At 41.0% G+C, this 12,737-nt stretch carries 13 protein-coding genes and 1 CRISPR repeat array; of the genes, 2 read left to right on the top strand and 11 right to left on the bottom strand.

Features of this window, described 5'->3' with window-relative positions:
* Window positions 1-434: 434 nt before the first annotated feature.
* Together ACEW80_RS26350 and ACEW80_RS26345 are read left to right on the top strand one after the other, a co-directional pair.
* Window positions 435-668: a helix-turn-helix domain-containing protein gene (locus tag ACEW80_RS26350; RefSeq protein ID WP_163938276.1), complete on the top strand. Its 234-nt coding sequence runs from the start codon at window positions 435-437 to the stop codon at window positions 666-668.
* A 326-nt stretch (window positions 669-994) separates the two neighbouring features.
* The gene (locus ACEW80_RS26345) at window positions 995-1,819 is read left to right on the top strand and encodes a hypothetical protein (RefSeq protein WP_373529435.1); all 825 of its coding nucleotides are present in this window, start codon (window positions 995-997) and stop codon (window positions 1,817-1,819) included.
* A 119-nt stretch (window positions 1,820-1,938) separates the two neighbouring features.
* Here the strand turns inward: ACEW80_RS26345 and ACEW80_RS26340 are convergent, their stop codons facing one another.
* The 11 genes from ACEW80_RS26340 to ACEW80_RS26290 all read right to left on the bottom strand — a co-directional run bounded on the left by ACEW80_RS26340 (window position 1,939) and on the right by ACEW80_RS26290 (window position 12,616).
* On the bottom strand, window positions 1,939-2,280 hold the full coding sequence (locus tag ACEW80_RS26340; protein ID WP_373529434.1) for a hypothetical protein: 342 nt from the start codon (window positions 2,278-2,280) through the stop codon (window positions 1,939-1,941).
* 158 nt (window positions 2,281-2,438) lie between these two features.
* On the bottom strand, window positions 2,439-3,461 hold the full coding sequence (locus tag ACEW80_RS26335; RefSeq protein WP_373529433.1) for an HNH endonuclease: 1,023 nt from the start codon (window positions 3,459-3,461) through the stop codon (window positions 2,439-2,441).
* A gap of 300 nt (window positions 3,462-3,761) precedes the next feature.
* Window positions 3,762-3,923 carry a CopG family transcriptional regulator gene (locus ACEW80_RS26330; RefSeq protein WP_373529432.1) on the bottom strand — a complete coding sequence of 54 codons (162 nt, stop codon included), beginning with the start codon at window positions 3,921-3,923 and terminating at the stop codon, window positions 3,762-3,764.
* 417 nt (window positions 3,924-4,340) lie between these two features.
* A complete protein-coding gene (locus ACEW80_RS26325) occupies window positions 4,341-4,943 on the bottom strand; it encodes a glutathione binding-like protein (RefSeq protein ID WP_373529431.1) in 603 nt (200 codons plus the stop codon).
* Window positions 4,944-5,309: 366 nt separating this feature from the next.
* Window positions 5,310-5,865: direct repeats of the CRISPR family, unit length 37 nt; unit sequence GTTTCAGTCCCCGTGAGGGGATTTGGTTAGTGGAAAC.
* Window positions 5,866-6,085: 220 nt separating this feature from the next.
* Complete coding sequence (cas2, locus tag ACEW80_RS26320) at window positions 6,086-6,379, bottom strand: CRISPR-associated endonuclease Cas2 (protein ID WP_373529430.1); 294 nt, start codon at window positions 6,377-6,379, stop codon at window positions 6,086-6,088.
* Between the two features lie 29 nt (window positions 6,380-6,408).
* Window positions 6,409-7,386, bottom strand: coding sequence for a type I-D CRISPR-associated endonuclease Cas1d (gene cas1d / locus ACEW80_RS26315; RefSeq protein ID WP_163927041.1), 978 nt, complete (start codon window positions 7,384-7,386; stop codon window positions 6,409-6,411).
* Window positions 7,387-7,446: 60 nt separating this feature from the next.
* Window positions 7,447-8,046, bottom strand: a complete 600-nt coding sequence (gene cas4, locus ACEW80_RS26310; protein WP_373529429.1) for a CRISPR-associated protein Cas4 — start codon at window positions 8,044-8,046, stop codon at window positions 7,447-7,449.
* Window positions 8,047-8,092: 46 nt separating this feature from the next.
* Window positions 8,093-9,100, bottom strand: a complete 1,008-nt coding sequence (cas6, locus tag ACEW80_RS26305) for a CRISPR system precrRNA processing endoribonuclease RAMP protein Cas6 (protein WP_373529428.1) — start codon at window positions 9,098-9,100, stop codon at window positions 8,093-8,095.
* Window positions 9,078-9,848, bottom strand: a complete 771-nt coding sequence (locus tag ACEW80_RS26300; protein ID WP_373529427.1) for a hypothetical protein — start codon at window positions 9,846-9,848, stop codon at window positions 9,078-9,080. Before ACEW80_RS26300 ends, cas6 begins: the two co-directional genes overlap by 23 nt.
* Window positions 9,829-10,791 carry a DevR family CRISPR-associated autoregulator gene (locus tag ACEW80_RS26295; RefSeq protein ID WP_373529426.1) on the bottom strand — a complete coding sequence of 321 codons (963 nt, stop codon included), beginning with the start codon at window positions 10,789-10,791 and terminating at the stop codon, window positions 9,829-9,831. The genes ACEW80_RS26300 and ACEW80_RS26295 overlap by 20 nt, the downstream gene beginning before the upstream one ends.
* Window positions 10,784-12,616: a hypothetical protein gene (locus ACEW80_RS26290; RefSeq protein ID WP_373529425.1), complete on the bottom strand. Its 1,833-nt coding sequence runs from the start codon at window positions 12,614-12,616 to the stop codon at window positions 10,784-10,786. Before ACEW80_RS26290 ends, ACEW80_RS26295 begins: the two co-directional genes overlap by 8 nt.
* Window positions 12,617-12,737 lie beyond the last annotated feature (121 nt).

The raw sequence follows: 12,737 nt of genomic DNA, 5'->3' as shown, positions 1-12,737 counted from the left end.
CATTGTGCTGAAGGCACAACACTCTCACTCTAGAATTGGCGTAGCCTAATATTTTCTTTCTCCTAGCCAGTGACTGGAGCTTGCTACAGCAGCATATCTCTTGATCGGGCGGTAGTCGGCAACGAGCTTCAGAGCGACTATCGTACTGCTGTGGCAACTTTTTATTCAGCGCAAATCGATTTCCCTTCCTGTATCTCTCACTTTCTCTGGTTTCGCCAGTGCATCAGTTACCTTTCTAGGTGGATTAATAGATTCACTATTGTCAAGGTTCAATGGTGAGCGCCTCTATATTTAGCTGGGAGGCTGGCGCTTGTTTCCTCTCTTATGATTAATATACTATCGTTTTAAGTAGTACTTGTCAAGTACTACTTAATATGTAACTATAAAAGCATGAGAAAACTAACCCAGCAAAAGATACTTAAGGAGTAGTACATGTGGAATTAACATTAATGCGGGTTACGTTTAGTAAAGAAATTCCAGGATTGGGGGAAAAAATAAAAGCTCTTAGAAAAGCTTCTCCTAAATCCTTAACGGAATTAGCAGCAGAGGCAGGTATTAGCACTCCTCATTGGCACAGGGTTGAAAACGAAAAAATTCAGGAATTGCCTATTGAAACATTGCGGAGCATAGAGAAAGCGTTGGGAGCGGAATTAGGGATTGAAGTGTGATCTGCTTTTAAGGGGGTGGATAACTAGAAGCGATCGCTCCCCGCCAAGAGCGCGATCGCCTGAACTAGACCTTCTGCGAAGGATAGCCACGTCTAACTTAGAGAATTTTCAAAAGTTAGGCAAGAGTAGCCTTGTAGTGGCATTCCTGAGATTTATCACTAAATAAAGAATTTGAAGCTATCTAAAACCGATATAAATCAGATTTAAACCAAAAAATTATGTATCTGTCAAATTATTAATTTAAGTATATTTAGGTATGTCAAAACTACAAATGCTGGCTATTAAAGAATGCACTAGCTCGATCATATTGTCACAAAGCTAAATCTATGTATAAGCCAGTACCAGTTTTTCAACTACTCCTCCAAGATAACCCTCATCTGTTCACTACCGAAGGGTTATCCTCGCTGCTTTGGGACTGTGTTCACATGAAATCCCCTAACCGCCATAAATTCACCTACCCTTCATTACTAAACAAGCAAGTTTATTTGGCGGTAGCCGGACTGGAGGGTAGTGCCGAAGATGAAGTAATGATTTACCGAATTATGTCTAATCCTCAAGCTTGGTATAACTTTACCAAAGTGCAGCAACAAGACCAACGCTTTGAAAATATAGGTGAAGAATTTTATTCAAGCTTTGGCATTGAAATTTATCTTCAGCACAGAATTATAAACAGTATCCGATACTTGCAAAAAAGCTTAAATATTTCAGGAATTAGACAAACTAATATTGCTGTGCGCGATCACTTGTTTTCGTACCCGACAGTAGAGGAGCATCTAGTCATACTTGATACAGATCGCCTTACCTTTCAACAAGCACTGCCAGAAATCATCAAGTATTTTGTCAGCCTTGTTCAAATACCGCCTGAATATAGATTATTTTTAGTTGATGAGAAAGAGCAGAAAATTTCTACTTCAGTCAGCACAGTTGAGAATGCGGCATCAAGCGCAGTAATAGCAGAGATTTATACAGAGTCTTTCGACTGGGAACTAACAAGCGCTAACTGTTGGCGTGGCAAAAGTGTTGAAAGACTAGACCCTAACAAAATTCGTCTTACCCTTCATCTCGACTGGGACGAGAACGAGTTCATTTTTTTTGAAGCCCAACACCCCGACTTGAGCCGATTTCCTTGGGCAACCGAAGCCGCTTATTAATAAACCAGTTAAGCTAAACAGCTAATGTGCTTTTTGAAGTTATTGGAGCTATTAGTGTTTTATGTGTTTTTGTGTAATTTATAGCCAGTTGTAAAGCGGTGTATCAAGGTTAATTAAGTCTAAATATTCAAGCGACCTGTAGTCAACAATTGATATCCTCCGACAAAACAAGCCATTGAAAGGCAGAACTGCCACAGGCTTGTAGGGGTGAGAACAGCGCGGCTACTAAAAAAAATAAGAAATATTCCTACACCCAGCGCCACCCAACCTAACGCCTTGTCCTGACGGGGCAGGACAAATAACATCAGAATCCCAGAAGTTAGAAATAATATAGAACCATCAGCAGCTATACCACGCCACCAATAGGGATATACATTGGTGCTAAAGTAGATATTTTGACCAAGAAAGTAAACTCCGGTTAATAGTAATATTAAACCGAGTAATTTGAATAAAAATCTCATTTATTTGGATAGAAAAAATGTGCTAAACCTATATTGCCCAAATAGAAGTGCAATACTTACTTTAATAGTAGAAAAGTGCATGAAGTTATAAATTAACTACTTAATTTCATACATTCTTTACACATTCATTGTTAAAAGCTATTTGTACTCAAATAATCTCAAGCAAGTGTAGAACCACCAAGCGCATTTCTGTAAGTCTCAGCAGTTTCTGTGCCAAAACCACCAGCTTGGGCATGACGGAGTAGCGATTGGATGATTGGCATAGCGATGCTCATACCAAATAAGGCATTGAAACCTGCAATAACCACTGGTGCTGACAATATAACTGTAAATTCTGGAAATAATGCCAATACAGCCACTAAGATCAGAAAAACAATTGGTGTCGCAATACCTGCTGCCTTTGCAGCTTCTACAATTAAATTTTTATACTCTTCTACAGTAATGTCGCCCCGATAAAGATCCAAGGAGTATGAAATCGCTGTGACTATAACTTGGGTGAGAATAGCGGTTCCTGTAGCAGTAATCCCCAATTTAGCAATTGTTCCAGAATTGCTGACAACAGAATCTACGGCATTGTAAACCCGAATATAAAACTGCTCCCCAACAGTCATAACCTTGGCTCCGCGACGCAGATTATCAACACCCACTTCCCACAGGATGTTGTCAGCACCATTTGAGCCACCTTGGGAGCGTGGAATGATATGGCTACCATGTTTATCGCTCAAGAATTCACGAATAGTCCGTTCGTTAGCTCCAAGCTTTGATGTACCGGGAATTTTCTCAAAAAGCTTCATCACATCTGCGTCAGAGCGAGGCAAATCTCCTACTCTCACACCAGCACGATACCTGAATCTATTGGCAATCTTGGGCATTTCTACGGCTAATTCCGCCGCAGTCGAAGGCAGCTTTTGCAATGCTTCAGCTATGCACAGACTCGAAGTACTCACACCAATAGCAGTTGTTTCAAATGCTTTACTGATATTTTGTACTGTTTGAAAACCTTGCTGTGCTGTTGCAGGTAAATCACTAACCGCATTAATACTTGAGGTAGTAATCTCTACAGTAGTATTTTTGATGACATCAACTACTCCTTCTATCCCCTTTGCTGTATTATTTGCTGCTTCTTGCGCTTTATCTTTGAGCGTATCCGCCAAATTTCGTGCTTGGTTAATGAAATCCATGTTTTAGTAAACTGTTGTTTTGAAGATTTTGTATTTAGTTCAGCTTCTCCCCTCAAAGCTAAGAACCACATCAGCATTAATCATGAACTTCCAGGGGAATATTTAAAGAGATACTAAGGAATTTATAGCTTTAGTCTCTGGTAAGTCAAAAGTGGAACTATAAAGTTAGTTTAGCTGTTTTGTTAACCATTTAGGTAGATTTTTTATTGATACAGCAATCAGCATTACCTGAACCAGTTTTTTGCTTTGGTATTGTGTGCTTGAGTTAAACAAAAAAGCGAGTGTTACTCATCAAGTGGTTCAATTTGCATTTGGTGTTTCTTCGGTTGGCAAAGAGCGAATCAACTCTCGAATCACATCGGTTGCTGGTCTTCCTGTAATTGAGCAGTATTTTTCTAATCTTTCTGCTTCCACGGATGCCAAATTGATTGTGAGTCGTTTAGTAGCCCATTTCTTATTCACAGGTTAAATTAACTTTCTTGTAAACTACTTCTCTAACATCAATCATTTAAACTGTCGTTACCACGATAGATTTAATGAAATTAGATTCAAGAGGTTATAAAGAAACTGCTATTAAGTTTAAAACTGTGATGAAGTAATTGAATATTTTCTTAAGTATAAAGCTTAGATAATTTTAAAACAAGAACTGTGAATAGGATATAAAGTAAATCATTTTACTTTGTTAAGCAGATAGTGGAAACACATAATAATTCACAGCTTATGAATAATATGGCTAGCAGCAATATTGAACTAGAGTGATCACTAATAAAAACCCGTTCAATTTGTTTTTTCACAGTATGAGTGCGCTTGGGAATGAGAACGGGTTAGATTATTTAATAATTCATCATCACCCAAGTTGGCTTATCCCTGGTCTTGTATTTAAGGGACTTGCATTCCGCGTTGCACAGCTTCCCGTTGCTGCACTATCTGCACCCAGCGTTTAAGATTTGGGTAATTGTCGAGTGTTAAACCAAGAAATTCATAAATCGCTACCCACGGATAAGTTGCAACATCCGCAATAGAATAGTTACCACAGATAAATTCATTGTCTTGCAGTTGTTTATCTAAGACACCATAAATGCGTAAAGTTTCCTTTTCATAACGTTCGATGGCATAGGGAAGTTTTTCGGGTGCAAAACGTTTAAAGTGGTTAAGTTGTCCAAACATTGGCCCGACTCCTCCCATTTGGAACATCAGCCACTCTAGGACTTGAAAACGGCTTTTTTGTTCAGTAGGTAAGAGTTTACCTGTTTTTTCAGCTAGGTAAATTAGAATTGCACCCGATTCAAAAACTTTAATCCCAGTTTCTTGGTCAACAATGGCGGGAATTTTACTATTGGGATTGATGGCGATATATTCAGGTGTAAATTGCTGTTGTTGAGTAATGTCAATTTTGTTGACATTGTAGGGCAATTCGACTTCTTCCAGCATGACGGAAGCTTTGCGTCCATTGGGCGTGGTGAAGGTGTAGAGATCAATCATCTGATGCTATCCCAAAATCTTGACATTTTCCGATGGTAGTGTAGCTTTGATTGATAAATTAGGGTATTAGCCAATAGAGAGATAAAAGCAATACTAAAAGAGCCAGGAGGTAAAAACATTACTATGCCTGACATTTATACTTTCAAGAAACCACTCATCAGCACCACAGAGAGTTGAATTTTACCAGCCAAATAATCATTGATTTGTGCAGCGTTCACCTAAAACAATGGAACAGCAGGAAACAAGCGCCTCAGAATTTTGTCTCTATCAGGTGCGAGTTCCTTGAGCATTAGACTCGCGCTCCGAAGGAAACCGAACTGGGTTTAGTTCGGGACTTACTTCCACAACGCTTACGATTTCCTAAAAGTTTCAGTCCCCGTGAGGGGATTTGGTTAGTGGAAACTTTTACCAGTAAGTCTTATTGAAATTCAGGATAGACGTTTCAGTCCCCGTGAGGGGATTTGGTTAGTGGAAACCAAACACTATCACGCTCCGATTTGTCGATTATGCCGTCAGGTTTCAGTCCCCGTGAGGGGATTTGGTTAGTGGAAACGTTGCATCTTGGATTAACTCAATTATTACCAGTGCAGGTTTCAGTCCCCGTGAGGGGATTTGGTTAGTGGAAACCATCCAAGCGGTTACTTGCACTAGTCGCTTCCTTTGCGTTTCAGTCCCCGTGAGGGGATTTGGTTAGTGGAAACACAGGAACAGCTACCCCCATCGGACCTCTAGGTAAATGTTTCAGTCCCCGTGAGGGGATTTGGTTAGTGGAAACGACTGAAGCTCAAATGAGATAGTAGCCTCTTGAACATGTTTCAGTCCCCGTGAGGGGATTTGGTTAGTGGAAACTTAAGTTATAGCTACGACTAATAATGTCGGGTATATGTTTCAGTCCCCGTGAGGGGATTTGGTTAGTGGAAACCGCTCCATCTGAAACTGTTACAGAGCAAGCTTCCTGGGAAGGTTTTTGACGGATCGAAAAAAAAGGTCATTTTCAGCCGTTCTTATTGCAAGTAATTTGCAACTTTCCGAAGTGTTGAAACGCTGTAATTATTTACTTGTCAAGGTTCTGGCGATTTTGGCAGATCCCCCAGGGTTTTAGCCCCCGCTTCGACTTGCCAATCATCAAGCTGATTACATAATCATAAGACTATTGTTTCCTCTTGTCGAGGAATTTCTGAACCATAAGTAATTGTTCGTTTAATTGCACCTGCATCAAGTATATACAATCGAACCGAATCCTCTTCAGGCTTAACCAGTTTTTCTATCTTGGTCTGAAGTGTCGCAAATTGTATAGCTGTTAAAAAACACTCAAAAACGCTGTACTGTGTCCATTTTCCGTAACCAGATAACATTTTGTGTAAGCGAGTGCGACGTTTATTTGCAGCTTTGTTATCAGGCAGATCGTAAATAATCAAATAGAACAGAGTAGTCATTGTCAAATTTTTCAATAAATGAATGATAATTAACGTAAAGCTAAAGCTTTATATGGAATCCCTTCTTGTAAATGGCGACCCAATAGCCGCGCTTGTAGTTCAATCGCTCGTCTATAAGTGCATCTGTATTCAAAAACAGGATGTTTAAATTCATCATTCATTTTGCGCTCGAATGCCTGTAAGAAAGTTTTCCTGGCAGTATCCTTCAGGCGATATGCACCTAAACTTTCGTTAAAATCGTCAGGTTGAATTTCATGTTTGTGCAATACAGCTAGTACTACATTGTCAGAAATCAAAGCACGAAATTCTTCCATTAAATCCAGAACCATTGCAGGCTGACCATGATGGACTTCGTGTAAATAACCAATATAAGGGTCTAACCCAGCAACATGAACCGCAGCCGTTACTTGAACTCGCAATAAACCATAGGCAAAACTGAGCAACGAGTTCACTGGGTCAGTAGGCGGACGACGATTTCGACCAGTAAATGTCCATTGTTTTCCAACCATCCGTGGCCAGCAAGCAAAATACTCTCGTGCCGCTAGACCTTCAATTCCTCTGACCTGATCTATGGTTTTTTGGCTTTTAACAAGACTTTTACGCTCTTTAAGAGGATTATCTCGCTCATTATGACGATACAAAACCTGATATTGATTATGAATTTTGGCTGTCACAATTGCTTTGACTAATTCTAAACGCCCGACAGGATCGCTATATAGTTTATATTGTGCTAATCGCAATTGACCGTTGCGCGAATAACCAGGAAGCGCAGAACCCAGATATTTACCAAAGCTAGAAAGATAGTGAACAGGCATACCCAATTCCAAAGCATAAACTAGGGCATCTCCTGTGACTTGGGGGTTGCCCATTAAGACAACTTGTTCGACAGTTTGGGCTGCAACAGTCTGTTTTTTCCAAGAACCATCGGATTGCTTGAGAGCAACATTAAAAGCTTCGTAGTTCTTGCTCAAAACGGCATCAGCCTGAGTTACGTAAAGTACTGACATTTTAGAGTTATGGTAATGAGTTATGGAGAAAACTTATTAATCAATTTACTGCCGATGAATTTAATCCTCGGTTTCAGGAGTCATTGAACTTCGTAACTGTTTAACTTCAAAAGGCAGACAAATCTCTTTTAAACTGCATGAAAGACACTTTTTAGTGTTATCAAGTGGCGCAGGCATAGTTGTTTGAGATGCAAGTTGAGCAAGAACAATTGCTTGCTCAGTCATTTGTCGTAGTTGAGGTGTAAATGCTACTGTCTGTCTTCTGCGGTTAGTGTGATAAAAAATCTCACCATAAGCAAGGCAGCTTCCGGTACGTTCTTCTATACACAAAGCTGCTGCACAAAGTTGAAAATGGTCGTTAAGGTGCTGTGCCATCTTCCCTTTTTTATATTCCACAGGGACAAGCTGACCTGAGCATTCTTCAACTGCATCAATGATACCTGCGACCTTCAAGCGATCGCTCCAGACCCATTGTTGTTGATGAATCAGCGTTTCCCCTTCCTGAATTGTCCCTTCTTCGTTGATATTACGGTGTATGTGGCGACCCAAGATAATATGCTCGTTATCTGACATTTCACCTAACACATATTCAAGGTAAAATCTGCGTGGACAATATTCCCAGGCATTGAGGTATGCCAAAGGTAAATAATCTTCATTCATATTTTCGTTTGAATGCGTATTTTTAGTTCAGCCCCGCGAGCGGGATTCAACACTTCTGGACTTGACCCATTCCCATCGCTGTTTTGCGCCCAACTCCTGCAAATGTTGCAAAATGAGTTAAGATTGTCGCTATTCTTGCTTGTTCAGAATCTAAAAATCGATACTTAACCCATCCTTGAGTACCAATTTCTGCTCCACCTTCCATTTTTAAAGCATGGGTTTTGAGGTCATAAGCAGAGACTAAAGCATTCCACTCAACTTCGGGAAATTGCAGTTCTGGCGGAGCAAATGTGTTCCAACGGCGCAATAGACTGTTAAAAACCAATTCTGGTAGTGGGAAAGGCTGTACTCCTCGATTTTGCTTGAAGCTAGTAGGTGAAAGAAAGCGCAACTCAATCACGCTTTGGGTTGTTACCTGTGCTAGTTTTTCAAAACTACTAGCTTGCAGGATATCTATCGACTCCCCCAATTGGCAAGGTATGCCTGCTAGCATGATTGACTTTCCCAGGTTGCTACTTAATCCCCAAAGTAAAGGTGCTAGCAGTTCTTTTTTCAACAAGGTAATTCTCAACTGCATCTTTTGCACAGAAACATACTGCATTGCCACAGTTAACGGTGAGGTATTTTGTTGATGCAAGTGTTCAGCTAAGGCAGTATCGGTATTAGCAAACCACTGAAAACATTGAGCATGGATGGCTCGTCCCAATGTTGGTGGAGGTGCGGCAGATGCAACACTAATTTGAATCATATGCAAGGCATGGGAATCTACTTCAACCCCCGTTAATTCATAGGATTTTTGCCACCATTCCACCAAGGTATTCTGAGCAATCTGCTGACAAATAGATTGCATGAGATTTGGATATAGAACTGAGTTTGGCAATACAGGCATAATTTTAGTAACACCTTCCTTAATCCGTAAAGGAATCCAAATTGGTAAAAACTGGGTTTCTGATAGCCAAGAGTTCAGCGAGGTGGGGCTAATTGAAGTTTCTACTTGTTTGAGAACTACGCTAAGTCCAGCAAATGTGATTTCAGTATCTTTGGTAGATGTCATAACGGGCGCTTGTAGCAACAAGTCGTAAAGGTAAAAATCCAGGTTTAATTACTCGGTCTTTATCCAGTTGTGCCTTCTCAGTGGAAAAAGGATTGATTCGATTAAAGGTAGTCTTTTCACCTAAATCATCCATTGGCTGTGCTATAAAGCCAGTAATAAGATTTGGTTGAAATAACGGTTCAGAAGTTTCTTGTTTGTATTCAGGAAGATATTGAAAAAAACAGCCCCGTTTGCCGAAATAGTTAATTTGAGCAAAAAGTTGCTCTAGTTCTGCCAAGCGATCGCAACCACCACAACAAATTTGTAGATGTCCTTGTAAATGCACCCATTCCCGAAAGACAAACCCACCCTGCATAGGTAGTGTCGTCCGGCTCTTATCTGCCTTATCAGCAGTTTGGTCGTAGTAGCGGAGTTTGTAGCCGTTGCGATTCACAACCAATTGCTCTGGTGGCCAAATATAAATTTGTAAGTCTCGAATCCAGGTAAATTCGCTTTTAATCCATCGCTCAAAATCACTTTGATGCTGCTTTCCCTGGCTTTCGAGCAAGACTTTCAGCAACGCCATCTTGATCGCATAAGGAGTTGGCACTAGATTCGACCGAGCCGCCATGCTCGTTGCATCGGAGCGTTTGAGGGAGAATAGGCTAACAGGCTGATAGGTGACGGTTAACCATTGGTTGGAGCTTGCTTTCACCTGCTGCTCCTGTTTGGACTGTGAGGATTTTGATTTATTCGATGGCTTCGGCATTGTTACTCTCCCAAGGTTGCGATCGCTCAATTAGAGTTTGAATTTGTTCGGCGAACTGGGCAATTGTCTCAAAATCAAAACAGTGAATTGTACCTGCACCATTAAGATTATTCAAGGTATCAGCCAAGCTATGAATTTGGCGGCTGTAACTTTCTGATAAGGGACTGAGCATTGGTGCCGGACAACGGCGAGTGCTAACAGTAATCACACCTTCAAAGTAGTCAGGATGGGGTAAATGGGTATTACGTTTTGCACCATTGGGTTGTAAATAGGTATATAGCACACTTTTGAGTAAGACATCTAGCCGCTTTTTGCGCTCACCAGCATCAATGCTGTAACTGAAATTATGGGGATTGTAGCCAATGCGAAAGGCTTCAATATTGAGGACAGTTGCATACAAACCAGAACTGACCTGTACATTGTAAGGAGTTGGGTTATCTGTTCCATATTTCGCATGGAAGTAGCTCTGGGTTTTGACTAAGGTTGGTAAACCTACAGCTGCCCCGAACTCAATTACAGATTCCCGTTTTAGAGTTTGTCCACCTTTAACTGTCACCATAAATCCCTCCAAGTCGCTGATTGTGCAACGCTGGAGTACTTGGTTCGTTTTGGCAGTTAAATCTGTATCTGACTGCGTAAAAATCGGAAGTCCTTTTTCCAAGTCATAACCAATACGGTCAGGATGAAATTGCTTTCCCCCTTCTGAAAGTGTTAGTCCTTCCTGAATCGCAATTCGGTGCAGATGTTCTGCTTGAATATGTTTGAGCATATCGCCGGAAACTCCATTAACATATTCAGGTTCACTCATGTCTTTCTGAATAATATAGTAGCGACGCGTTAGCGATTGATTGCCCTCATTTCCTTCATTATTCAGAGCATGAAGCTGCCAGGACAGTAAGCCGCTAATAGATATTGAATAAACCGGAAACTTTGTCTTAGTCATTGTTGGATTCTCCTAAATTTTCAGTTGGTTCCAAGTTGTTTAAATCTTGCTCGTCATTAATATCCGCATTCTCATCTTCCAAATCCACTTCCTTCGCCTTTGTCCAACGGGCATACCCGTAGGCAATTAACAAATTGGCAACCAATACTGTGTCATAGTTTTCAACCAATTCAACTAATCGGTCTAGGTCTTCCTTAGTTGTCCAAACTCGTTTGAGAGATTTGCCTTCCTTGAGAAGTTGTTCCGATAAGCGTAAATTTTCTGCTTGGTATTTCGCCAGAAAATCAGTAATTTCGCTCAAAAAATCCTTCTTGGAGCCTGATTGACTGCTCAAACGCTGTGCCAATCCATAGGTGCGTTGCCAATCTAGTTCTATAACACCCTGTTGGGTTTTCACCTTCCCTGCATATACTGTTGCTTGATTAATAGCTTTGGCAATGCGGAGAAAGCTGTGGTCTGTGGTAATTTTGGTGAAATCTGTGTCTTTTTTAGTCATGATGTTCAGTCCAGCAATTGAAAATAAACGGGGAGGTTTTGCTTTGGGATCTGCCAAGCGTTTAACTATGTAATCGGCGTAGCTGGCCTGAAAACGAAAAAACTTACGAAGATTTGTCCCAGTAATAAAATCTCGATATGCAGCCAACAGTTCGCTGTGTCCCTCTTCCGCCGATAGGCTACCGATCACAAACAGATGCTCATTTAGAACCTTCAGATAATCTGTCAATTCCTCAGAATTTTCTGGTCTAATCCACCCAGGAAGCCCCAAGGTAAAAACTTCTTTGACACCATAAACTTGCCCTTTGGAGCCAAAGTGAGTGCCTACAAAGTTACTGACAAAATGGTTAATCGGTTGCCATAGGTCAAAGTCATTTAGCTCTGCATCAGCTTGAGATGGGTGACTATTGAGCAGTTGTTGACAAAACCGTAACACCAACTCCGCATCAAACCGGGCAATCCCATGTCCTCCAGAAGGTGGGTTATATTTGCGTAATTTATCTAACACCTCCCGATATTTGCTCAACTGAATATCTAATGGTTCTAACGCTACAACTCGCCAGTCATAAACTCGTTCGGCAATCTTGACCCGTTCAGCAACCCCAAAGCTAAATAATCCTCCCGCAATCAGCCATAAGCTTAACCAATCTGCTTTTTGGGAATCTACTTTGTTGCTATCTGCCTTGATGCGGTTAACTCCCTGAACCGATGTGGGCAGGTAAACTTTCACGGCACTGGCCTCTTGAGGCAACTGACGACCAGTTGCTTGTTTGAATAACTCCGCAACCTGTTTAGTTTCTCCATTCAAGCTAGAATAATTCTCCTGGCTAAAAGCTTGGAAGAGGGTAACAAGCAAAACACCGTAGTCATCCTTGATCTGCCAACCCATTTGCCACAGTTCGTTATGATTGCGATCGTGGCGCATCGAAGTTAGGACTACACCATTTTGAGTACTAGGATGGGGTGGATCTGGTGCATCTTCTTCATTAAATTGAACTTTGCCCCGTTGCTGAAATACATAATCTCGGTAGAGTTTTCGCGCATCACTTTGTTCTACTGTGTCAAAGATAATTGTTTCCTGAGATATTTTGCTGATATCTGTTTTTTTACCTTTGACTGGTGGAAAGGGGTTGGTATATTTGAGTTTAGCGATCGCTTCTAAATTTACAGCCTTTTTGAATTGGATACGGTAGCGTGTGCCTTCATCCACAAGCTGAATGCCGATTTTTTGTTCCCTTAAGGCATACTCGACAAGTTGCGCCAAACCCAACATTAGAAAGGTATCAGCGTAAGTGCCGAATTTCTTAGTAACAAATAAGCGCTCTATCATCTGGCGTTTTACCCATGAGCGTTGTGTACTTCCAAAGATTCTATACCCCGTTGGAAGAGAGCTATTCCAATATGGCACACCTGCGGACACAGGCGACAACTCAAGACTTCGCTGGTCGATA

This window comes from Nostoc sp. (assembly GCF_041747015.1).
Taxonomy (GTDB): Bacteria; Cyanobacteriota; Cyanobacteriia; order Cyanobacteriales; family Nostocaceae; genus Nostoc.
Note: the sequence above shows the minus strand (reverse complement) of the source record. Positions and strands in the feature narration are given on the sequence as shown.